This window comes from Brevinematia bacterium (assembly GCA_039630355.1).
In the GTDB taxonomy this organism is placed as follows: Bacteria; Spirochaetota; Brevinematia; order DTOW01; family DTOW01; genus SKYB106.
Genome location: JBCNVF010000010.1, coordinates 24143 through 46249, shown reverse-complemented (window position 1 = coordinate 46249; position 22107 = coordinate 24143). Strand labels below are relative to the sequence as shown.

Annotated in this window: 21 protein-coding genes; 13 read left to right on the top strand and 8 right to left on the bottom strand. The window is 37.8% G+C overall.

What is annotated here, in order from left to right; all coding sequences use genetic code 11:
- Window positions 1-36: 36 nt before the first annotated feature.
- Window positions 37-2034 carry a clostripain-related cysteine peptidase gene (locus ABDH28_00630; GenBank protein MEN2997535.1) on the bottom strand — a complete coding sequence of 666 codons (1998 nt, stop codon included), beginning with the start codon at window positions 2032-2034 and terminating at the stop codon, window positions 37-39.
- A 219-nt stretch (window positions 2035-2253) separates the two neighbouring features.
- On the opposite strand from ABDH28_00630, the gene ABDH28_00625 reads away from it, so the two are divergent.
- Window positions 2254-4002 carry an AMP-binding protein gene (locus tag ABDH28_00625; protein ID MEN2997534.1) on the top strand — a complete coding sequence of 583 codons (1749 nt, stop codon included), beginning with the start codon at window positions 2254-2256 and terminating at the stop codon, window positions 4000-4002.
- Window positions 4003-4036: 34 nt separating this feature from the next.
- On the opposite strand, the gene ABDH28_00620 is transcribed toward ABDH28_00625, so the two are convergent.
- Together ABDH28_00620 and ABDH28_00615 are read right to left on the bottom strand one after the other, a co-directional pair.
- Window positions 4037-5032 carry a hypothetical protein gene (locus ABDH28_00620; protein ID MEN2997533.1) on the bottom strand — a complete coding sequence of 332 codons (996 nt, stop codon included), beginning with the start codon at window positions 5030-5032 and terminating at the stop codon, window positions 4037-4039.
- Between the two features lies 1 nt (window position 5033).
- The gene (locus ABDH28_00615; protein ID MEN2997532.1) at window positions 5034-6698 is read right to left on the bottom strand and encodes a GspE/PulE family protein; all 1665 of its coding nucleotides are present in this window, start codon (window positions 6696-6698) and stop codon (window positions 5034-5036) included.
- 322 nt (window positions 6699-7020) lie between these two features.
- Between ABDH28_00615 and ABDH28_00610 the strand changes: the two genes are divergently transcribed.
- Genes ABDH28_00610 through ABDH28_00600 form a run of 3 tightly spaced genes read left to right on the top strand, consistent with a single transcriptional unit; the run spans window position 7021 to window position 8771 of the window.
- A complete protein-coding gene (locus ABDH28_00610; GenBank protein MEN2997531.1) occupies window positions 7021-7230 on the top strand; it encodes a flagellar FlbD family protein in 210 nt (69 codons plus the stop codon).
- Window positions 7223-8020 carry a motility protein A gene (locus ABDH28_00605; GenBank protein ID MEN2997530.1) on the top strand — a complete coding sequence of 266 codons (798 nt, stop codon included), beginning with the start codon at window positions 7223-7225 and terminating at the stop codon, window positions 8018-8020. The genes ABDH28_00610 and ABDH28_00605 overlap by 8 nt, the downstream gene beginning before the upstream one ends.
- A 4-nt stretch (window positions 8021-8024) precedes the next feature.
- Window positions 8025-8771 carry an OmpA family protein gene (locus tag ABDH28_00600; protein MEN2997529.1) on the top strand — a complete coding sequence of 249 codons (747 nt, stop codon included), beginning with the start codon at window positions 8025-8027 and terminating at the stop codon, window positions 8769-8771.
- Window positions 8772-8864: 93 nt separating this feature from the next.
- Here the strand turns inward: ABDH28_00600 and ABDH28_00595 are convergent, their stop codons facing one another.
- Window positions 8865-9614, bottom strand: coding sequence for an SPOR domain-containing protein (locus ABDH28_00595; GenBank protein ID MEN2997528.1), 750 nt, complete (start codon window positions 9612-9614; stop codon window positions 8865-8867).
- Window positions 9615-10065: 451 nt separating this feature from the next.
- Between ABDH28_00595 and hemW the strand changes: the two genes are divergently transcribed.
- Complete coding sequence (hemW, locus tag ABDH28_00590) at window positions 10066-11214, top strand: radical SAM family heme chaperone HemW (GenBank protein ID MEN2997527.1); 1149 nt, start codon at window positions 10066-10068, stop codon at window positions 11212-11214.
- 2 nt (window positions 11215-11216) lie between these two features.
- Here hemW and pheS read toward each other — a convergent pair whose 3' ends face one another.
- Entirely contained in the window at window positions 11217-12266 is a 1050-nt protein-coding gene (pheS, locus tag ABDH28_00585; GenBank protein MEN2997526.1) for a phenylalanine--tRNA ligase subunit alpha, read from the bottom strand.
- 263 nt (window positions 12267-12529) lie between these two features.
- Between pheS and ABDH28_00580 the strand changes: the two genes are divergently transcribed.
- A complete protein-coding gene (locus ABDH28_00580; GenBank protein ID MEN2997525.1) occupies window positions 12530-13081 on the top strand; it encodes a cob(I)yrinic acid a,c-diamide adenosyltransferase in 552 nt (183 codons plus the stop codon).
- Window positions 13082-13107: 26 nt separating this feature from the next.
- Here ABDH28_00580 and ABDH28_00575 read toward each other — a convergent pair whose 3' ends face one another.
- Window positions 13108-15186 carry a heavy metal translocating P-type ATPase gene (locus ABDH28_00575; GenBank protein ID MEN2997524.1) on the bottom strand — a complete coding sequence of 693 codons (2079 nt, stop codon included), beginning with the start codon at window positions 15184-15186 and terminating at the stop codon, window positions 13108-13110.
- 64 nt (window positions 15187-15250) lie between these two features.
- Here ABDH28_00575 and ABDH28_00570 point away from each other — a divergent pair, with 64 nt between their 5' ends.
- The 7 genes from ABDH28_00570 (at window position 15251) to ABDH28_00540 (ending at window position 18780) form a co-directional block, all read left to right on the top strand.
- Window positions 15251-15742 carry a hypothetical protein gene (locus ABDH28_00570; GenBank protein MEN2997523.1) on the top strand — a complete coding sequence of 164 codons (492 nt, stop codon included), beginning with the start codon at window positions 15251-15253 and terminating at the stop codon, window positions 15740-15742.
- 399 nt (window positions 15743-16141) lie between these two features.
- Window positions 16142-16423 (top strand): 30S ribosomal protein S19, encoded by a 282-nt coding sequence (gene rpsS, locus ABDH28_00565; protein ID MEN2997522.1) that lies wholly within the window; start codon window positions 16142-16144, stop codon window positions 16421-16423.
- 11 nt (window positions 16424-16434) lie between these two features.
- The gene (locus ABDH28_00560; protein MEN2997521.1) at window positions 16435-16773 is read left to right on the top strand and encodes an uL22 family ribosomal protein; all 339 of its coding nucleotides are present in this window, start codon (window positions 16435-16437) and stop codon (window positions 16771-16773) included.
- Between the two features lie 22 nt (window positions 16774-16795).
- Window positions 16796-17425 carry a 30S ribosomal protein S3 gene (gene rpsC / locus ABDH28_00555; protein ID MEN2997520.1) on the top strand — a complete coding sequence of 210 codons (630 nt, stop codon included), beginning with the start codon at window positions 16796-16798 and terminating at the stop codon, window positions 17423-17425.
- Between the two features lie 14 nt (window positions 17426-17439).
- Window positions 17440-17859: a 50S ribosomal protein L16 gene (rplP, locus tag ABDH28_00550; protein ID MEN2997519.1), complete on the top strand. Its 420-nt coding sequence runs from the start codon at window positions 17440-17442 to the stop codon at window positions 17857-17859.
- Between the two features lie 10 nt (window positions 17860-17869).
- Complete coding sequence (gene rpmC / locus ABDH28_00545; GenBank protein MEN2997518.1) at window positions 17870-18085, top strand: 50S ribosomal protein L29; 216 nt, start codon at window positions 17870-17872, stop codon at window positions 18083-18085.
- Window positions 18085-18780 carry an ABC transporter ATP-binding protein gene (locus ABDH28_00540; GenBank protein ID MEN2997517.1) on the top strand — a complete coding sequence of 232 codons (696 nt, stop codon included), beginning with the start codon at window positions 18085-18087 and terminating at the stop codon, window positions 18778-18780. Before rpmC ends, ABDH28_00540 begins: the two co-directional genes overlap by 1 nt.
- Here ABDH28_00540 and ABDH28_00535 read toward each other — a convergent pair.
- Entirely contained in the window at window positions 18768-19847 is a 1080-nt protein-coding gene (locus tag ABDH28_00535; protein MEN2997516.1) for an L-threonylcarbamoyladenylate synthase, read from the bottom strand. The genes ABDH28_00540 and ABDH28_00535 overlap by 13 nt on opposite strands.
- Before the next feature lie 98 nt (window positions 19848-19945).
- Window positions 19946-21958: a hypothetical protein gene (locus tag ABDH28_00530; protein ID MEN2997515.1), complete on the bottom strand. Its 2013-nt coding sequence runs from the start codon at window positions 21956-21958 to the stop codon at window positions 19946-19948.
- Window positions 21959-22107 lie beyond the last annotated feature (149 nt).

Here is a 22107-nt window from a genome sequence, read left to right as displayed (position 1 = left end):
AAAATTTAAATTAAACTACAAGGCAAAGTTATTAAATCAATACTCAACGACATTTATTTTGTATTTTCCAACATCATCGTTTTTGTATTCATTTACCTTTATGTAGTACCATCCTGTAGAAGAAGGAGTGAAAGTTATAACGGAGTAAACTCCATTAGCATCATTATTGTAAGCCACTTGACTGTAATATGAATCATAAAGAGTAAGTTCCGTATCTGTAATCAAACCCCATTGGTACGTTTCTATCTTATAGGCTTTACTTCCCGTTAGGTAGACTTTTATAAAGTCAACATCCCCCTCAACGTGAAACGACCTTTCCTGTGAAAAAGCACCAACATTTATTTCTTTGGCACTAGCAAAACTATTATCTGGCTCGTAATCATCTTCCCCGATAGTACTCATAGCAACAGTATAAACTCCTTTCCTACTGCTACGTGAAGTTACCTTTATGTAATAGTTTCCACCATCTCCTATAAATTCTAGAACCTTATCTACATCCCCATAATCTATCTTCACCATACTATCCGCATCGTAAAGTTCTCCATAAAGTATGTCACCATCTGATGATGAAAACATCACAAAAGCTCTACCAGAAACATTGGAAACTATTATCCAGTCAACATCACCTTGAGAATGTAATGTTCTTGTTTGTGTTTCTCCAATGCTTATAGCTCTAGCTTGTGCTTGAGTATCGTCAGGCTCATAAAAATCAGGCGACCTTAGGTAATTACTCAAAACCGAAAGATAATTCCTCCACTTGCTTTCTATACCAAACCTTATGATAGAGAAATACAACTCCTCCGGATACCCCTGTCTTTCTACAACGTTGTGGAATATTGAAAGCCCAGAATAGTTTGTAAAATCTGGGAAGTAGAAAGTAAGATCGTTAGTCAAAAGTATTTTCTTGTAAACAATCAATGAATCTATTGCATCCAAAATCCCCTGAGTAAGTGTTTGTATATCAGAGTTTGTTATACTCTGCTTCACAGCCTTTACATAACCCTTAAGATCAATGTAACAATGTAAAGGTTGAAGGAAAGAACCTACTATTGAGTTACTGAATGCCACTTTGTTCAACAATAAGGCATTCTGGAAGTTAGTTATATAGTTAGTAATAGCATCAGCATAGTTATCTATAGCTAGTTTCACACCATCAACATTATCAAGCTTTAGAAGTGCTAGAGTAAACGACCTACCGCTGTTTGAAAAATACTGGTAAGCTGAATTACAGAACATTTTACCAACATCCTCAGCAGAAGAAGATGGATTAGTGATTATAAGCTCTAAAGCTTCAAATGACCAAAAATCCGCCGGAAATAGCTCCTCAGAGAAAAGAAGATAGCTTACAGAATCCTTAACTTCGTAAGCAAGTTCTATTCCCCCCATAAGGCATGCAAATGGATAAAACAAGTCAATTTTCTTACCTACTTTAGTAGCAAGATATTTTGTAACCTGCCCGATTTCGCTAAGCGAAAGAGAATCTCCTGCTATATCGTCAAATGCTATTCCAAGCCACCTTCCCTCTTCGTTAAGATCTACAAAACCGTTTCCATGGTTAAAGATTATGTAGATATAGTTAGTAGCCGGATAATTACCGATAACCCAATTTATAAATCCCTTGATATCTAGAACACTTCCTGAGTTTATCTCCGACTTCGGAACCACAAGATCACTTGAGATACTACCAGATCCCTTTATCCTATAGTATCCATCCTTGAACTTCGTTTCGTACCCATTCGTCTCATAGTTGTAAGAATCCATCAAAACTAGAATCTCTACTTTATTACCAAAATCCTTTGCTTTCAGGAATTTGAGAGTTTGTAGATAGTAGCTTACAAGATTGAAATTTGCCTCATACTCATAGTCTATGTCATTATCAATAGCCATGTGTATTAGTATAGTCCAAGATTTCGGCACATTAGAGATATTAGTGTTAGTATTAGTATTACCAGCTGGAGATACAGGCGAAAGCGTACAACCAACTACCAAAGTCACAAACACAATTAATACCATAAAAATCAGACGTATAACCATATATACCTCCTACAAACCACTATTGTCCCAAGGTTTTTGTAAACTGAAAAACTTTAACACACATCCACAATCTTTAATTCCATCATTGCTTATTCACAACTATAAAGGGAAAAGAATAACAAATTCCAATTTCCATTTTGGAATTTACTGACTCCAACCCCTAATTGACAACCAAGGTTTTCTCTTTTAGAATATCCCTAACAGCGCAGGGGGTGAAGTATGAGCATAACTAGCATAGAGCCTGATATCAAGTTCCTAAATGCTAGAGAGTATGTAAACTATATCTCTGAAAATTATCGTGACAAGAAGAGCTTAGGAATGCCTATATCCGAAGAGAATTTGGAAGAGTATATTTGGTATACCTACTCGGATATAGGTTACTACGCTAAAGCTATAAGCTACTATCTAACAAACACACTAAAACTGCGGAAAGGAGATAGGGTTGCGCTTATATCTGAAAACAGGCCTGAATGGGGACTGTGTGCACTTGGCACAGTATACAACGGCTTTGTTCTAGTTCCTATTGATATTAGAATGTCTCCAACAGAAATAAAAATGATACTGGAGCATTCCGAAAGCAACGTCATATTCATTTCTCAAAAGATGCTAAAGTATCTAGAAGATGAAGTTGATCTAAAGCAGTATAAAGTTATTGTTATAGACACACCACCAAAGGGTAAAAAGCAAATCTCTCTAGAAGAGATAGTGGAAAAGTATGGTGGTAAGGAACTTAAAAAGTATAACGACATATCACCTGATGATCTTTTTGAGATCGTTTACACTTCTGGTACAACTGGATTGTCAAAGGGAGTAATGCTCACCCATAGAAATATAATGTTTGAAGTTAGTGTAATGCCTCCTCTTGCAAAACTTTCTCCTAACGACAGACTTCTGTCAATACTTCCCTTAAACCACACTTACGAGTCAACCGCAGGCTTATACACCGCATTGTACGGAGGTTGTAGTATTGTCTATTCACCTTCTCTAAGTCCTAAAGTCGTATTGTCTCTGATTTCAAGACAAAAGATAAACAAAATGCTAGTAGTTCCTCTCTTCCTAGAAAAAATAACTGACGGCATAATCAAAAATATAGAGAAATCAAGCGTAGTTTTGAAAACTTTTGTCAAAACCTTACTAGGAATAGCAAGAGTTTCTAAAACTATCACTGGAGGCAACGGAATCAGTAAAAGACTTTTGTCCATTCTTAGGAAAAAGGCAGGACTTTCTAGTATAGAGCTCTTTATCTCTGGAGCTGCACCACTTCCAGAAAGAGTAGCCAACTTTATGGAACTTTTAGGCTTTACTATATTACAAGGATACGGACTTACAGAATGCGCCCCCGTAGCTACCCTCAACCCCATAAACAAGCCAAAAAATAGATCTGTTGGCAAACCTATCCCCGGAGTGGAAATCATCATAGACTCTCCGAACGAAGAAGGAATAGGAGAAATACTGATAAAAGGACCTAATGTAATGGTAGGCTACTACAAAAACCCGGAGGCTACAAACGAAACCCTTGTAAATGGCTACCTCCGAACCGGTGATCTTGGGTATATTGACAAAGAAGGCTATGTCTATATAACAGGAAGAATAAAGAATATCATAGTAACACACGGAGGTAAAAATGTGTACCCCGAGGAAATAGAAGAAAAACTAAACGAGTCACCTTATGTGCTTGAAAGCTTAGTTGTGGGCAGAAAAATAAGTAAAGACGAAGCAATAGGAGAAGAAGTTTTCGCCTTTATAGTCCCCGACTTCAATTACATAGAGTTTGAAAAAGAGACACCTATACACAAGGTAGATTACAGCGAGATAGAAAAGATCATTGAAAGCGTAGTAAGAGAAATCAACTCCAAACTACCAGATTACAAAAAGATAAAAGGTTACAAAATCCTAACTGAAGAACTACCAAAAACCTCCACAAGAAAGATAAAAAGATACCTCTTCCAAAACCAAGATTCTCTATAATACGTACATACCAATATCTACTAAAAAAGCAAAACTAAACACCAATTCCAAAAATCTGGTTCAACTTCCTTCTAAGCCTTTTGAAATCATTCTCCTCATGTTGAAAAGAAAAGAAAAGTGTATTCCCGTAGGACAGTATTCCCTCCCTAAGCAAAGCTAAGTTAAAATCCTCTGGCAAAAGACTTGAGTTAAACTGTAGTGAGTAAGGTGTAAGAAGAGTTGCAATACCTAGATCTACAAATTTACCAAGCCACCTCTGGGATAACTTCCTCAATTCTACCAACTTTTTAGTTACTAAAAACCTCTCCCTCATAAGGTAGTAATACCCAAACATTGCATCAAACTCTGATAGCTCACAACCACAGATATCACTATCCCTGATAAGTGAGATAAATTCCTTTCTCAGCAGAATAACAAAAAACCTTCCTACCCATAAAATAACCAACCCAAAATCTATCTCCTGCAGTAACTTTATTACTTCCGGATATCTAAGACCATACCCTAAGTCAAGTACAACCACTTCACCACAAACCTTCTCCAGATTTTTCAACTCCAACGCCATGTTTTGATCATATAAGGAAAGCCTACAACAACCTTTTCTATTACCACATACTTCCACACCATCTGATAACTCCCCTCCCACAAATCTTTCAATAACCCCACATAAAGATTCATAACTTGGAGCAAAGAGCAAATGCTCAAATCTGTTGCCTGTTAGTTCTTTCAACAGCTTAGTAAATCTATAAGAAAATACCCCTTTAGAGTATGAAAACATTGACGTTTTCAAGTAGTTTTTCACCATCTTTGTCAAATACTTATCCGAAAAACCTAGGTAATACCTTCCCCTATCCAGGAAGAAATCCGTAAACTTTTGTTCTAGAATGTCGTAGATGTAACACTTCTTAAACTTTCTAGGGAAGATATTATTCCTAAACAAATAACTATTGCTATAAGGAAAAACTTCCTCCAACGTTTTCTGCGGTAACGTTTTGTGGTTTTTAAAATTCTCTGGTTTTGGAAACTTTGACATATCAACTTACAGCAATTACTTCCTCTACGGTAGTAATTCCACTATTTACCTTCTCCATTCCTGAATCCAGTAGAGTCTTCATTCCGCTCTTTATAGCAATCTCTTTTAGCTCAAATGAAGAGAGGTTTCTTAAAATACCATTTTTCACACTTTCATTCACTTTTAGTATCTCAAATATCGGAGTTCTCCCGCTAAAACCCGTTTTATTACACTTGTTACACCCCCGCGGTATGAAAACCCTACCACCTTCTCTGAAATACCTCCTTAACTCCGGACTTAGCTTAGCTAACTCAATCTTCTTCTCAACTTTGCAGTTATCACACAACTTTCTTACAAGTCTCTGAGCTATAATCAGGTTAACAGTAGAAGCTACAAGATAGGGAGGTATTCCCATATCTATGAGCCTAGTGACGGAGGAGGGAGCATCATTTGTGTGCAAGGTTGAGAGAACTAAGTGTCCAGTTAACGCAGCTCTTACTGCAACCTCTGCAGTTTCAAGATCCCTTATCTCTCCCACCATTATGATGTCCGGATCATGCCTTAAAAATGCCCTAAGAGCATGAGCGAAAGTAAACCCTATCTCTGGATTTACCTGCACCTGTTCAACACCATCTATCTGGTATTCAACCGGATCTTCAGCAGTTATAATCTTTTTCCCAAACTGCTTCACAAACATTATTCCAGCATAAAGCGTGGTTGTCTTTCCACTCCCCGTAGGTCCTGTCACAAGTATCATCCCATTCGGTCTAGTAAGAGCTTCCCTGTATAATTCAATTTCCACTTCATTCATTCCTATAGAGCGAAAATCAGAAATTATCGCACTATCTTTAGAAAGAATCCTCATAACAACATTTTCACCATATATCCCAGGTATCACCGAAACCCTTATATCAACATCTCTGCCCATGTAAGAGAACTTTATTGCACCGTCCTGCGGTAACCTTCTCTCAGATATATCAAGCTCCGACATAATCTTTATTCTTGAGACTACCGCAGGATATATCTGCAAAGAAGGTCCCTCAAAACTGTAAAGCCTTCCATCTATTCTATACCTCAAAGAGGTGTAGCTCCCATATATTTCAAGATGAATATCACTCGCTCTCTTCTCAATTCCATCAATTATTATCTTGTTAACAAGCGTTACAACCTTACTTTCTTCCCTCTCCACCTTCTGAGCTTCCCTCTTCTCCTTAACAACTTCCCTAGCTTCAATCTTTCTCTCAATACCTCTTCCAGACAAAAGCTCTTGAACATCCATTATGTATTCCTTGATTGCAGATGTGGTTGCAAACCTAGTCTCAACATGTTTCCCCGTAATAAAGCGTATCTCACTAATTACATCAAAGTCCGAAGGATTATCCATAACCACTACAATAAAGTCATCTTTATACTCTACGGGCGCAATATTTCTCTTTTTGCAAAACTCCAGAGGTAGGATAGAAAAAAGCATCTGAACTCTCTCAGGAGATGGCAAAGGAATTGAAGTCTCAAACTTTATGTTAAACTCTCGTGAGAGAATATCATATAGTTTCTCCTCAGTAATCTTTTGCTCCTCCAATAGTATTTCTCCTAACCTCTTATTCAAAATCTTCTGCTTTTGCAAATAAGACGCTAATTCTTCCCTGGTCAATATACCCATCTCTACAAGAGTATCACCCAAAGCCATGGTAAAATTATATCCCAACCACTTCCACCTTTTCTACAAACTTGACGATCTCTCAACAAATTCCAATTTCCATCGGGTGAGTAGATGAGATTTAACCTTTGTCCACTTACACTCTTTGGTTCTAGACAGTGTCCATCAATTACAGAACTTCACCTTATACCAAGTCTCTCGGGTGCTTATCAAAAAGGGTGTTCACTTAGCTCCAATAGAGACCACGAGAACAGCAAAAAGAAAGGTTACATCCTAGGTGCAGATTTTGGAATTTATTAACCCCTAGGTTGGTCAGTTGAAAGAGAGAAATGTTAAGTAATAAACTAAGTATATGCTTATAGAACTTACTAGAATAGACGGCTCCAAAATCAACATTAATCCATTGCAGATAGAGATGGTAGAGAGAAAAACGAATACAGTCATAAGGATGATGAATGAGATAACATATATCGTCATAGAGCATCCTAAAGAGATAAATGAGAAGATAAAGGAGAAGCTTAAAGAAGTAATAATTCACTCTTTGGGGGGTAAAAATGGGTGAAAGAAGTTTTGACATCTACATAGTAATAGGTTTGGCAATATCTGTAACTTCAATGTTTGTTGCTGTTCTTCTTCATGGCGTTCCTCTCACAACTTATGCTGATTTAGCAGCATTTTTGATAGCTGTCGTTTCACCCTTTGGTGCAGCAATAGTTTCCACCCCATTTGAGTACGTGAAGAACTTGCCTAATATTTTGAGAATTCTTTTCTCAACGGAGAATACAGACTATTCAGAGCTTATTGAGACTTTAGTGACATTTGCAGAGAAATCAAGAAGGGAGGGATTGCTTTCACTTGAAAATGACGTGCAGGATATAAAGGAACCATTTTTGAAGAAGGCCATTCAGCTTATAGTTGATGGAACCGATCCTGAGATGGTAAAGCACATAATGATAACAGAGATGGAGCAGATGGAATTAAGACATCTATTCAACAAGAAGTTTTTTGATGAGTGGGGTTATTACGGACCTGCTCTTGGTATGGCTGGCGCTCTAGTAGGTTTAATTGCAGCACTAAGTCACGCAGAAGACAGAGCTGCTGTAACTCATGGCGTTGCTATTGCTTTCATCGCAACACTCTATGCTGTGTTTATGTCTAATGCAATAGTTCTACCTATGGCTACAAGGTTAGACCTCAAAAATCAGAAGGACATTCTTATAAAAACTATCATGCTTGAAGGAGTTCTGTCTATTCAAGCAGGTGATAACCCAACGCTTACCAAGGAAAAACTTACCGCATTTTTACCCCCTAAACTAAGAGAGCAAATACTATCTAAAAAAGAAGGAGGGTAATTTTATGGCTAAGAAGAAGGAAATTGGATATAAAAGGGAAATGCCTCTCTGGATTTTTACTTTTGCAGATATGAACAACTTACTTCTTGCACTTTTTGTGGTACTTATGTCTGCTGCTACCATTGAAGGACTTGAAGCTAGAATGATCCTATCTTCCTTCACAGGCAATATTGGTTTTCTAACCGGTGGCAAGAGCCTATCGCAAGGGCAGTTTACAGAGCTTGGTTCGTCTATTGAGTCTCTTCCAGCTAGAGAAACTGGAGTTGCATTGTCTAAAGTTCAACAAGAGGCTAGAGAACTCTTTAAGCCAGAGATAAAAAGCAGGAAAGTGAGAATAACCGTCACTGAGGAAGGTATAAAGATAAGTTTAGCGGACGATTTCTTCTTTGAAAACGGTAGTGCAGATATAAGGGAAGAACTTTTACCAACGCTAAAAAAGCTAGCAGATTTAATTTCTACACTTAAGGACATAGAAGTTAACGTTATCGGACATACGGATAAGTCTCCTATCCTAAACCCGTTAGTAAAGGAAAAATTCCCATCAAATTGGGAATTATCTACTGCCCGTGCTTCCTCAGTTGTAAGAACTTTAGTTGACTTCGGCGTAAAACCCGAAATCATGACCGCAAGTGGTAGAGCAGAGTTTGAACCCATTGAATCAAACGATACTCCCGAAGGTAGAGCTTTTAACAGAAGAACAGATGTGTACATAAAACTTATCAAAAAGTCCTCCCTACCTACATATAGATAATACTATCTGCGCTCGGATAAGATTTTGGTATCAAAAAGCAACAAAGTTTTAACTTCCGAAAGAGCTTAAAAAGCACTAAAACTCCCTATGTGGTTATTTGCTAACCACCAAAAATGCTTCTCCATTGACCTTCTTAGCCTTTTCTAAAGTCTTGTAGGCTTCTTCGTAAGAATTGAAAGCTCCTATCCTAACTCTGTATATCTTTTTACCATTTATGTTTGTCTCCTGAATAAAGCTTGTTAACCCAACTAGCTTTAGCTTTTTAACTGTGTCTTCGGCTATTTCTCTTTTTTCATTAGACGAGACTTGAATGAAGTACTTGATGTTGTTTACCTGTGGTTTTGGACGAGGCTGTGCAACTTCCTGTTCGCTTTTCTTCTGAGTAGTAGTCACTTCTTTTGAAGGCTGGGCTTTTTGATCAGTTGATTGCTTAATTTCAAGTTTCGCTTTGGGTGATGGGGTTCTTTGCACTACCTGTGGTGGTGTAACCTCTACAAGCGGTTCCTCAAGATCTAAAACTATCTCCTCCTCCTTCAAGTTATTATTGGTAACGCTGGTAGCAGTATTACTCAGTGATAGTGATGGTATTCCTGTTATCTCGTTATGATCCCTACTCTTCACCAATTTATGGTTCTCTAGAAAAACTGCCGATTTAGAGTTATCGTTTCCCAGAAATTTCCCTATCATGTATCCAACAACAAAGTTGAAGATTGAGAAAAGCACAGTCACTCCTACAATAAGTGTCAATTTTGGATTAAGGTTAGACTGCGTTTTGGACCTATTTGACGAGTAGTAGTTTGTTCTCACACCATAGTCGTTAAATTCCTCTCTGTCAAAGTTCATATTCGCAAACCCCCAGTAAAAATTTCGGAGTGTAAAACGATTTTTTCAGAATTTCTACCTCTCAAAGTGGGTTAACCTCCCGTTACAGATACGTTAAAGCTATAGTAGCAACCTTACAGAACTACAACCTCTCTCTAAGGTAAGGTCGTCAGAGATTTTAGGGGATAATGAATAGATGACAATGAATTCCAAAATTTATAACTAGGATGTAGCCTTTCCTTTTACTACTCTCGTAATTCCTGTCGGAACTGGGTAAATCCCCTTCTTAATAAGCACCCAAGAGTTTAGCATAAAGTGAAGTCTCACTGACAAGCACTGTCCAGAAACAAAGAGCGTAAGTAAACAAAAAGTCACTCAATGAAAATTGGAATTTATGAGTAGACGAAAAAGATGTTGCAAGAAACTGGTATTCAGTTTGATAAATCTTTAGGTTAATAGTTAGCCAAGAAGTATGAATAAAGGGTCTGGGGAAGTGGGTTTATACATACATATACCCTTTTGTAGGAGAAAGTGTATATACTGTGATTTTACGGTGATTGACACTGGTAATAAGGACAAGCTTCCTCTCTTTGAAGAGTATATGAATTGTGTTGGAGTTGAAATGAGTTTGCGACTTTCAGATTGTCAAAAAGTTAGAACTGTGTATATTGGAGGAGGAACTCCGTCACTGATAGGTTTAGAACTTTTAACAAAGCTTGTTGAGAATTTGAGTAAGTATGTAGACATTGCTTCTCTGTCGGAGTTTACAATTGAAGCTAATCCAGAAGATGTAACAGACGATTTTGCTAAGGTAGTGGAGAAACTTGGGATAAATAGAGTTAGTTTAGGAGTCCAGAGCATGAGTGATGGAGTTTTGAACTTTTTATCCAGACGAAACACGAGAAGTATCAACGAGAGAGCAATAAAGATACTCCAAGATGTTGGAATAACCAATATAAATTGTGATGTAATATTTGATGTTCCTTCCTCAACAACAGCTGATCTTGTTGAAACTCTTGAGAGGTTGGTCAGATTCAATATACCGCATATTTCCGCTTATGGACTTACTATTGAAAGGTTTACTCCTCTTTCGGTTTTTGTTGAAAAGGGTCTAGTAGTTCCTAGGGATAATTTTCAAGAAGAGTTTATTCTAGTTCACAGGCTTTTAACGGAGAATGGTTTCATACACTATGAGATTTCTAACTACGCAAAGGAGGGATTTGAGTCTAAGCACAATATGATGTATTGGAGTAAAAGTGAATATGTGGGGCTTGGCTTAGGTGCTTGCGGTTTTGTTGGCAACAGGAGATACCAGAATGAGATTAGTTTTAAAAAATACAAAGAGAAAGTTTTGGGAAAGATGTTGCCTACGATGATGGAAGAGGAGATTGATGTGGTCAAAAGCTACGAAGAGACAGTAATGCTAGGGATAAGAAAAAGGGATGGTTTTTCTGTTGAAGATGTTAGAAAGCTAGTTGGAGAAGAAAGGGTTAGAAAGTTTCTCCAAAAAGTTGAGTTGTTTAAGGGGGAGTATCTGAAGGTTTTTGATGGTAGAGTAATACCTACTCTCAAGGGTTGGATATTTTCGGATTACATAGTTAGAGAACTGACTTCCGTATAATTTCAAAAGACTCCAAGGAATTGGGATAGAAACCTTATGTCATTTTCGTAAAAGAGTCTTATGTCAGTTATGTTGTATTTGACCATAGCGATCCTCTCTATACCCATTCCGAAAGCAAACCCTCTGACTTTCCTAGGATCGTATCCTGCGTTTTCAAAGACCTTGGGGTGAACCATCCCACATCCGGCGATTTCTAGCCAACCAGAGCTAGAACATAAGCTACAACCGTTTCCACCACATCCAGGGCATGTCACCGCTAACTCTGCACTAGGTTCTGTGAATGGGAAAAAGTCCGTCCTAAACCTAGTCTTGGTTTTAGGACCAAACATTTTCTTAGCAAACAGATCCATCACCCCCTTAAGGTCAGAAAACCTAACATCAGTATTTACATAAAGGCCTTCTATTTGGTGAAACGTGTGTGAATGACGTGTATCAACAGTATCTCTTCTAAAGCATCTGCCGGGAGCAACAATTGCAATCGGGAATTCGTATTCCTCCATAACCCTTATCTGAACCGGAGAGGTCTGAGTCCTTAGAAGATGCCTATTTACTATCTTCTCTGAGTCTAGATAAAATGAATCATGGTCATCCCTAGCAGGATGATTCGGAGGTATGTTGAGCTTATCAAAATTGTAGCTTTCAAGCTCTATTTCAGGCCCCTCAACCACACTAAATCCCATCTCCATAAATATCTGACATAGTTCTTCCTTGACGATGTTAACCGGATGCTTCACAGGTAATGTATCATAAGCTCGGGTAAGAGATACATCTACCCACTCAGATCTTAACTTCTCAAGAATCATTCTCTTTTCTATCTCATCATACCTCTTCTTGATGAGTAACTCAATCTTATCCTTTATTTCGTTAACCTTTTGACCAAACTCTTTCTTTTTGTCAGGTTCTATATCCTTTATCCTTTTTAGTAAAGTCTTAACTATGCCACTGCTTCCTAGATATTTGGACTTCAGAGCTTGCCATTCTGAAGGTTTTGTCACACTCTCAACTTCTTCACAGAACTCCTGAAGAATTTTATCCAACTCCATCAAATCCATAACGAACCCCACCAGAGATTGTGATTATGCTACCACAAAGGCTAGACCGGATTCAACTTCTCGTTTTCTAAATAGTATCTATCATCTGTTTTCTGTTGTTCAAGTTGAATAAACAGAAGTCAACAAATTCCAATTTCCGTTAGGTGAGAAAGCAAGATTCTAAGCTTTTCGCTTACACTTATTCTCTTTGCCTTTCTCTTTCTTAACTTAGCTCCACCGCTTAAAATAGTATCCCCACCAGTTGCTTGTATATAATATCACTTATGGAGAGAAAGCGTAAAGTATACACCAAAACTGGAGACGATGGTAAAACCTTTACACTGAGTGGTGAGAGAGTTGAAAAGAACGATATAAGAATAGAAGTCTGTGGAGAGATTGACGAACTTGTGTCCTGGCTAGGGGTTATAACCTCGCATCTAGATGATATTAATAGCGAGGAAGAAAGGAAAAAAACGAAAGATTTTCTACTCCTAAACCAGAGTAGGTTTCTGGACATAACTGTGATGATTATGGGAAACAAAAATAGGGATGTTGGGAATTGGACTGACGAGGTAGAAAAGGAGATTGATGATATTGAATCTAAACTTGGAACTATAAAGAATTTTCTTCTTCCTGGTGGAAGTAAACTGGCTTCATTCACACACGTCGCCAGATCTGTGTGTAGGAGATTAGAGAGAAGGATTGTTGAAATTTCATCCAAATCCTCCATAAACCCTGATATCAAAAGATATGTAAACAGATTCTCAGACTATCTTTTTGTTCTTGCAAGATATTTCAACTACCTACTGGGGATAAATGACGAGAAGAAAAAATAAAGTAAGTAGGACAGAGCTTTATCTCATCAGTGATGAGAATTTTTAGAAAAGCTCCTAAGGACTGTATTTGCGATAGTTAACAATATTGAGCCTGAATCTGCTAAAACTGCCATCCACAGCCACATCATACCGAACATTCCCAGAACTACTACTGTCAGCTTGATACCCAGAGCAAGGAGTATGTTCTGTATAACCAACCTTTTGGTTGTGCGCGATATTACAATTGCTTCTAAGATTTTCCTAAGACTACTACTGTTTATCACTACATCCGAAGCGGAGTGTAATAGTGAGTTTAGGGGTGTGTTGAAAGATATGCCTAGATCTGCCTTCAACATAGCCATACTATCGTTTATCCCATCTCCCACGAAGCCTACATATCCTCTATACTCTTTTCCAAACTCTTCTATTATCTTAGCCTTCTCTTCAGGGGATTTACCGAAAAACACATCATCTGCGTTTATACTCTTACCAATCTTCATAGCGTTTTTTTCGTTATCACCTGTCAGGATGAATATCTTTTTCAGACCAAGCCTTCTTAGCTCCTTTATAACTTCTTCCGCCTCTTCTCTTTCTTCATCAGAAAAAGAGATAAATCCTAAGTATCTCCCACCTTTCGCTATATGCACGACTGTTGAGTCATTCACACATACCTCATGTTTTATGTCTTTTTCGTGAAGCAACTTGTCATTACCTACAAGCACATCCTCACCATTTAATCTACCTACCACTCCATAGCCAGCAATTTCTCTTACATCACTTACTTCAACCGATAGTTCTCCGTAGTTTGAAAAGTGAAGTATGGATTTCAATAGCCTATGGGATGAGAATCTACCCATTGCCAACGGAACTTCCAGTATTTCCTCATTGGTTACTCCCTTTACGGGAACTATTCTTTCAACTGAGAGCTTGCTTTTGGTCACCGTTCCCGTTTTGTCAAAAAACATCACCTTAATTTCAGAAAACTTGTCAACTGCAACCGTATTTTTTACAACTATCCCCTTGCTTGCTAGAACGCCTACTGACTTGAAATATGTCAAGGGCACACTTATCACTATCGCACAAGGACATGAGACTGCAAGTATTATAAGCCCTTTGTAAATCCACTCGCTGAAGTTATACGTTCCCAAGGCAACTGGGGGAACCACAGAAACAATGAATGCGAAAGACATCACTAAAGGTGTATATACCTTAGCTAGCCTAGTTATAAATCTCTCAGCCTTTGTAGTGTTTCCGCTACCTTGTATCTCCTCAATTATCTTGTAGAGTATTGTATCTTCAAATGGAGAAAGAACCTTTATCTCAAGCAGACCATCTAAGTTTATACTACCAGCAGTAACCTTATCTCCAACTGTAACATTTTCGGGAGTGCTCTCACCAGTTATTGAAGACTTATCAATAAAAGCACTCCCTTTCACTATTTCTCCATCCACTGGTATCCTCTCACCAGGCCTTGCAACAACTATATCCCCTATGTTTAGATCCTTGACATCCACTTCTTTGATTTCATTACCGTAAAGTTTTATCCTAGCTCTACCAAAGATCTCCGTAACCCCTGAGATAATTCTTTCCCTTGACTTTCTCACAGCTAAATCCTCAAGGAATAGCCCTATGTTAAAGAGCGTTATAAGTAGTAACCCCTCAAACACCTCATTCAGTAGAATAGCAGAAATCGTTGCAACTGTTATCATCGTGTATTCGTTGAAGAAATTCCCAGAAATCACCCTTCTGTATGCCTGATAGAAAATCCTACCACCTCCCACACAAAGTATTCCTATCACTACCAGGTATCCAAGCATTGGTAGGGAGTGTAGCTTGTCCTGAACGATTCTATAGATTATGGTTAGGATAAACGGCAAAAAGGTAAGGATGACGTTTTGTAAGTCTACCTTTTCCTTATCCTTCGTTTTGTTACTTTCGGGTATAACCACAATTTCACTATCAACTTCTCTTACAATCTGCTCTATCTTTCTAGTGTCTTCTTCTTGGGTTAAAAGATAAGAAGTTGAGAAATCTACTCTAGCATCTTTTATCCCCTTGCTTCTGAGCTTTTCTTCTATTCTTACTGCACAACTTGGGCAGTCCAAATTTTTCAGAACATATCTCATATTCTAATTTAACCCATTGCTTCCCGTAAGTCAAATTGTAAGTCTAAATCCGATAATTCTCTTTGTGAGAAAAGTTTTTGCACTCTTGATGATACTCTTTTGCTTGAGTGGATATGCAGGTGTTACAAAGGATGAGGCCATTTTCATCCTAAAAAACCATAAAGAAAGAGGCTTTTACTTTGAAGGAGAAGTATCTAGAGATACTTTGAAAGTTGTTGTAGACCTACAAGTTGGTTCTGAAAAAGTTTTTATAAACTTTGCTGACGGCAAAATGACGAAAGTAGTAAGTTTTTACTCAACGGTTTTAGTACTTGACAAAAGGCCTTCTCACGAATTTATGGAACATCTACTCAGAGCAAACAATTTCAACGAGTCATTGGGGTTCTTCTACCTTTACTACGACATTTCCCTAGATAAGTGGTTTGTAGACTATTGTGTCAGGATAAGGGAAGAAGATCTTACAAAATTTTCACTCATCTCTCTGATAAGAGCTGTAAGTTTATACACAGCATCTAGTAGAAAAGAGTTGGTAAAGAGGTTTTCCCCTAACTACTGATATCTTCCCCAGATATCAAAACTTAAAATCCCTTAGTTCTCCAAGATAGTAAGGTGTTCAAGATGTGGGTACGTATATACTAGCAATTCTGTGGTGATACTCTCAGACCTTCCCTCAATTCACTGGTCAAGTCAATGTAGACTTTCCTATGGATATAACAATGATTTAACAATTAGGTAAGGCTTTTCTTTTACTCTTCTTAATAAGAGGTTTTGTGTGAAGTGAAATTTTGTAACCGACAAACACTATCTAGAACCAGAGGAAGCAAACAAGCAAAAAGCTTAAAACCTTATCTACCAACATAATGGAAACTAGAATTTATTGATGGACCTAAGACTTAAGTTGAAAAGGATTTTGGTGGGTATTTAAAATAAGAAGGCTTTCTAAGGAGATGTGTATATGGCAAGATCCCTGAAAAAAGGTCCTTTTGTGGATAAGCACTTATACAAAAAGGTTTTAGAGATGATAGAGAGGAGGGAGAGAACCCCAATAAAGACTTGGTCTAGAAGGTCCACGATTATTCCTGAGATGGTAGGACTTACTATATCTGTGTATAATGGGAAGACATTCATTCCAGTTTACATTACTGACCAGATGATAGGACATAAGCTTGGAGAATTTGCTCCGACTAGAATTTTCAGGGCACATGGTGGGAAGAAAGCAGAGATGTCTAAAGAGTAAGGAGGAGTGTTATGGAAGCGGTTTGTAGGGCTAGATATCTGAAAATATCCCAGAAGAAAATGATAAGGTTTATCAAGGTAGTAAGGGGTAGAAATCTAGACTTGGTCTTAACTTATCTTGATAATCTTCCACATAAAGGAGCTAAACTTCTTTCAAAAGCTATTAGATCTGCTTATGCTAATTTAGTAAACAAAGGCTCAAAGTCACCACTTGAGAATGTTTATGTAAAGGACATAAAGATATCTCAAGCGTTTACTCTCAAGAGGTTAATACCTAGAGCAAGAGGTGGAGCAAATATTATAAGAAAAAGATTCTGCAACGTATATATTACCGTTTCTGACAAAACTTGAGTAGAGGGGAGGTGCTAAGAGTATGGGACAGAAGGTTCACCCTTTTGGCTTGAGATTGGGTATTTCCGAGAAGTGGCTATCTAATTGGATAGCATCAAATAGGGAGGAACAGGTTAGTAACACAATAGAGGATGCAAGAATAAGACAATTCATAACCTCAAGATATAGGCTTTCGGGAATATCAAAGATAGAGATATCTAGGTTTGCTTCGCGAGTGGATATTATAATTTACACTTCACAGCCTGGTGTGATAATAGGCAGAAAGGGAACTGAGATAAAGCTATTGGAGGATGAGATAAAGAGGAATGTTTTGGGTAACTCCAACAAGGAACTTAATATTTCAGTGGTGGAGATAAAGAGACCTGAGACCGATGCACAGATAATAGCTGAATTTATAGCAAAGCAGATAGAGATGAGGATGCCCTACAAGAGAGCGATGAGAAGAGCTTTACAAAGGGCAATAGACGCTGGTGTGAAAGGGATAAGAATAAGAGTTTCAGGAAGACTTGGAGGTGTAGACGTTGCTAGGTCCGAGGAACTCAAATTTGGAACAGTGCCATTAAGCACATTGACTGCTAAGGTAAAGTATGGTTTTGCTGAAGGCAATAGCACTGTGGGTATCATAGGAATCAAAGTTTGGGTATATGAATAAAGGAGGTGTGTAGTATGGCCTTATTAAGTCCTGCAAACCCGAAGTGGAGAAAACCTCACACTGCTAAACTAGGTGGAGTTGCAACTGATACTTTTGTCTCTTTCGGTGAATACGGCGTTATAGCACTCGAACCTACATTCCTAACAGATAGACAGATAGAAGCTGTGAGAGTGATGTTATCAAGAACTATGCCTAAAAATGGTAAATACTGGATAAGAGTTTTTCCAGATAGGTCGTATACAAAAAGACCTCTGGAGACAAGGATGGGGAAAGGAAAGGCAGATATAGATCATTGGGAAGCTCCGGCTATCAGGGGTAAGGTTCTATTTGAATGGATCGGAGTTGACGATGAAACTTCTAAGAAAATTGCTAGGAAGATCTCCGCTAAAATTGGAATAAAGGTGAAGCTAATAAAGAGAACTGAGATTCTCTAGGAGGCGAAACATGTCTTTCACAAAGAAGGTAAAACAGATATACAAAAATATGTCACTTGACGAACTTAAAAAGGAATTGAATAAGCTCACTTCCGAGTATACCTCTATGAGATTACAGAAAGCCGTTAAATCACCAGAAAATCCAGGAAAGATAAAGAGAACTAGAAGGCTCATAGCATTAGTCAAAACTTACATCAGAGAAAGAGAACTAGGAACAACAGGTTAATGATAGAAGTAGTCAATGTATCCAAACATTTTCTAATAAACGGCAAAAGGAAAATCTTATTTGAAGGTGCTTCTTTTGAGATAAGGGAGAAAGATTTTATTTCCATTACGGGTGAATCAGGTTGTGGCAAGACTACCCTTCTCAAGATAATTGCAGGAGTAGAGCCTCCTTCATCGGGTCACGTAGTCTATGACGGTGTCAGACCACAGTTTTTCAAAGATATTTTCCTATCAAGTTTCAGAAACAAAAACATCGGTTTTGTGTTCCAGACATTTGAACTGATGGAAGGTTTGTCTCTTATTGATAATGTGCTACTGCCAGTGTATATATGCGGTCAGCCAGTATCTAAGTACAGAAGTAGAGCTGAGGAGGTTATTAAGTATGTTGGTATGGAAGAATACATAAACAGCGATGTTAGAATCTTATCCGGAGGGCAGAAGCAAAGAGTTGCATTAGCAAGAGCTCTAGTTATGTCACCTAAATATGTTTTCGCAGACGAACCCACAGCTAACCTTGATGAAAAAAATTCACTTGAGATAATTTCACTACTTGAGAGAATAAACAGAGAGCAAGGTATAGCTGTAGTGTTCATAACGCACAGGCAAGATGTTATGAGTTACTCAAATAAGATCATCTCAATAGTTAACTCCAAGGTTTGTATTGAGAAAAACAGAAAGGAAGCTCAGACTATATAAGTCGCTGATTTCTTTACTCTATTCATTATTGAATACCCTATTCCGCTTTCTTCAAGGTTCTCCACAAGTATTAAAACAGCATTTTCCCTGTCAAACATTCTGTAGGCAAAAAACAGATTCCTTGCGCAATCTATCAAATCATATTTACACCACTCAATTTCCAGGATGTTCTTTACGTTGATATATTCTAGAAATCTTCTAACCTCCTTTAGAAACTTAGGTCTCCCGAGAATCCCTATTTTTCCGTTCCTAAGCTCCTTGACAATAGGTTCTATGTTTTTTATATTCTTAACTATTACTACATGTGACACAGGAGAATAATGTCTGTACTTCTGTCCGGGTGATAGTGGAGTGTCTACAGAAAACTCTTCAGAATAGTTGATTTCCACAGGTTTTGAAAACCGTCTAGTGTTTATAGCTTCCTCAATGTCTTCCTTCGTCACAAATCCTGGTCTTAGAATTAGAACTGAGAATCTTCTTTCCTCTTCTTTTACCATCACAACAGTAGACTCAATTCCTATGTGAGTCCTACCTCCATCTATTATGAATGGGATTCTACCTGAGAATTCTTCTATAACGGTTTGTGAATCGGTAGCACTAGGTTTTCCGGATATGTTCGCACTTGGAGCACAAACTGGAACTCCTGATAGTTCTATCAACTTTTGGGCAATCGTATTGTAAGGAACTCTTATACCCACTGTGTCAAGCCCAGCAGTTACTAAGGGGGAGATCACTTCCTTCTTTCTAAGAATCACAGTTATCGGACCTGGCATAAGGGTATTGATTATCGTTTCTTCAACCTCGTTTGACACTACAGCACATTTACCTATCTCCTCCTTTGAACTAACATGGACAATCAGAGGGTTATCACTGGGTCTATTTTTAAGTTCAAATATCTTTTTCACAGCTTCGGAGTTAGTTGCGTTAGCACCGAGCCCATACACAGTTTCAGTAGGAAAGGCAACAACCTCACCATTTCTTAAAGCTAAAGCAACTTCCCTAAGGAGCTTTATCTCTCTCTCAACCTCTTCATTCCTCACTCTTATTATTCTCGTGAAGACCTGCATACCGACTAACTCACTCCACTGCTCAAATGTACAACATCCGGTTAATCCGTAGTCGTATAAACCCAATCAACGATTTACAATTTACTTACGAAGAGTAATCATCTTCGTAAATTATTTCCCTTCGCAACCCTAGACTTCCGCAGTTCTCTCGCAACTCTATTAGTATAACTTGGTATAACCGAGATTATCAAGATTAAAACGATAGGTGAAAGTAAAGAAATCCAGAAAAATCCATAAAGGTATAATAAAGTTGTTATGAAAAAAGAGGTTAGCAGTAGCATTATTCCTTTGAACTTCAAGGATTGGAGAGATTTTTCAAAATCATTGGCCTTCTGGATCAGAAGAAAGGGGAGTAAGAAACTTTTCGTAGTAGAAAGGACCAAATTTCCTCTGGTGAAGAATGTGCCGAAGTATGGAATTTTCATTATTCCTATGTCAGACTGAGATATCTCCGCGAAGCAGTCCAGAGCGATCTCATTATTTCGTGAGAGTAACTTAACCAGTTCTGAAAGATTCCTCTGGGAGACATTGAAAAAGAGCTGGAACTTTTCCACAAAAAATTCCTTCTGTTCCTCAGAGATATCAAGAATCTCGTCAGTGTCTACTGCAGAGAACTTTGAAGCATTTATATCTAAAGCACTAAACAGTTTAACTAACTCCTTAAATGTCATCTCACTCAAGAAGAAAAACTTAACTTTCCTTTCCAAGTCTTCAATTTCCTTCGCTTTAATCTGGTATTCATTGAATATTGCAACAACAATAGGCTGTAAAGAAGCATCGCTAGTAGCAGAAATTTCCCTTTTCAGTATAACAATTCCCTCCATCATATTATCTACACCCACTATTGATCCAAACTGTTTCACATACGCAGACAAACTTATCACCCCTAGCAAAATTTCTCCCTCACACTTAAGTCTTACTGTGGAAAGAGAATGAATATTACTACTTACCTGAAGATCTATGACTTTAACTTCCTTTGTCACTTCTTCATCAAGTCCTACTGAAGACAGAGTATTTATGATTGAGTTTAGAAAGATTTTTGAAGAGACTTCCTTGATCTTGTTGTGAACCACCTTAGAAATAACAAAACAGTATGTTAGTTCAGTAGGTATCCTGCCACCCAAGGATAATAAGTCCCCAACTGAGTATGTCTTGTTTTCACTTACGATGAAATAACTTGGTCTATACAGATCAAAGGAATACTGATCTAGCTTGATTATAGCCTTATTCACTTCTCCATACTCACTAATTTTATTTATACTCTGAAGTATTATCCCCTGAGACAGAAGTTCTTTGACAAAAAGGTATTTAAGGTAAGCAAAAGAGAAGTTTATGTTATTTCCAGAGAATAGGAAAAAGACTGTAGTGAAAAACACTATAGTGGACCAAATATCTTTCTGCAGATAAAATACAACCAAAGATGCAACCAGAGAAAGAATAAAAGTTAAGATGATTTGTTGAAAACTAGGATGTTGCAACTGTATGTCTGGGAAATCATAACAACGGTTAGGCTTATTTACCACTATTCCCTTACCACTGCCCTTAACTATCAGCGAGTTTGAGAAAATCACATTTGATAACTCGTAGATCTTAAAGTCTTTTCTCGGAAGAACAGTTGCACTCTTACCTACCCTCCTTTCTTCCCCAAATACCTTTGATTCGTCAACAATAAGACTGTTAGATTCAGTTACTCTTAAGTCAAATGGAATTCTTTCTCCCTTTGAAATAGCAACTATATCCCCAATTTCAATCTCGTCCTCACTTAAAATTAAGGTTCTTCCTTCTTTTATTACCTTAACTCTTGCCAGATGAAAGCTCTTGAGTAACTTCTCAAACTTAGAAAGTTCCCTGAAACTTATATATCTAAGAAAGACGAACAGAAAAGAGACTGCAACTCCCAGTGCTGAGAAGATAGGACTTAGGAAAACTCCAACTGTTGTGAAGCAGATCAAAAATAGAAAGAATTCAAAGCCTAGGGATGAAATGAAAACCCAAACCTTTCGTATCAGATCTTTTCTATCCTTTCTTGCTTCTAAGCTCTTTTTCTGGTTAATGTATCTATAAAGTTCGGGAATTTTAAGCTGAGATATTGTGAAGTAGTCAATCTTCATACCATTTTCCCTACATTTCCACCTCAAACATATTACCCATTTGGAATAAATAATACTACTGCTATCACCCTCACTCTTTCAACTTCTTAGGAAAGGGGCAATAAAGTCTAAAATTTAACAGTTAGGTATGGTTTTTCTTTTATTCTTTC

Coding starts and splice junctions, on each gene's coding strand:
- ABDH28_00630 (MEN2997535.1), bottom strand. CDS start 2,034: ATGGTTATACGTCTGATTTTTATGGTATTAATTGTGTTTGTGACTTTG.
- ABDH28_00625 (MEN2997534.1), top strand. CDS start 2,254: ATGAGCATAACTAGCATAGAGCCTGATATCAAGTTCCTAAATGCTAGA.
- ABDH28_00620 (MEN2997533.1), bottom strand. CDS start 5,032: ATGTCAAAGTTTCCAAAACCAGAGAATTTTAAAAACCACAAAACGTTA.
- ABDH28_00615 (MEN2997532.1), bottom strand. CDS start 6,698: ATGGCTTTGGGTGATACTCTTGTAGAGATGGGTATATTGACCAGGGAA.
- ABDH28_00610 (MEN2997531.1), top strand. CDS start 7,021: ATGCTTATAGAACTTACTAGAATAGACGGCTCCAAAATCAACATTAAT.
- ABDH28_00605 (MEN2997530.1), top strand. CDS start 7,223: ATGGGTGAAAGAAGTTTTGACATCTACATAGTAATAGGTTTGGCAATA.
- ABDH28_00600 (MEN2997529.1), top strand. CDS start 8,025: ATGGCTAAGAAGAAGGAAATTGGATATAAAAGGGAAATGCCTCTCTGG.
- ABDH28_00595 (MEN2997528.1), bottom strand. CDS start 9,614: ATGAACTTTGACAGAGAGGAATTTAACGACTATGGTGTGAGAACAAAC.
- hemW (MEN2997527.1), top strand. CDS start 10,066: ATGAATAAAGGGTCTGGGGAAGTGGGTTTATACATACATATACCCTTT.
- pheS (MEN2997526.1), bottom strand. CDS start 12,266: ATGGATTTGATGGAGTTGGATAAAATTCTTCAGGAGTTCTGTGAAGAA.
- ABDH28_00580 (MEN2997525.1), top strand. CDS start 12,530: ATGGAGAGAAAGCGTAAAGTATACACCAAAACTGGAGACGATGGTAAA.
- ABDH28_00575 (MEN2997524.1), bottom strand. CDS start 15,186: ATGAGATATGTTCTGAAAAATTTGGACTGCCCAAGTTGTGCAGTAAGA.
- rpsS (MEN2997522.1), top strand. CDS start 16,142: ATGGCAAGATCCCTGAAAAAAGGTCCTTTTGTGGATAAGCACTTATAC.
- ABDH28_00560 (MEN2997521.1), top strand. CDS start 16,435: ATGGAAGCGGTTTGTAGGGCTAGATATCTGAAAATATCCCAGAAGAAA.
- rpsC (MEN2997520.1), top strand. CDS start 16,796: ATGGGACAGAAGGTTCACCCTTTTGGCTTGAGATTGGGTATTTCCGAG.
- rplP (MEN2997519.1), top strand. CDS start 17,440: ATGGCCTTATTAAGTCCTGCAAACCCGAAGTGGAGAAAACCTCACACT.
- rpmC (MEN2997518.1), top strand. CDS start 17,870: ATGTCTTTCACAAAGAAGGTAAAACAGATATACAAAAATATGTCACTT.
- ABDH28_00540 (MEN2997517.1), top strand. CDS start 18,085: ATGATAGAAGTAGTCAATGTATCCAAACATTTTCTAATAAACGGCAAA.
- ABDH28_00535 (MEN2997516.1), bottom strand. CDS start 19,847: ATGCAGGTCTTCACGAGAATAATAAGAGTGAGGAATGAAGAGGTTGAG.
- ABDH28_00530 (MEN2997515.1), bottom strand. CDS start 21,958: ATGAAGATTGACTACTTCACAATATCTCAGCTTAAAATTCCCGAACTT.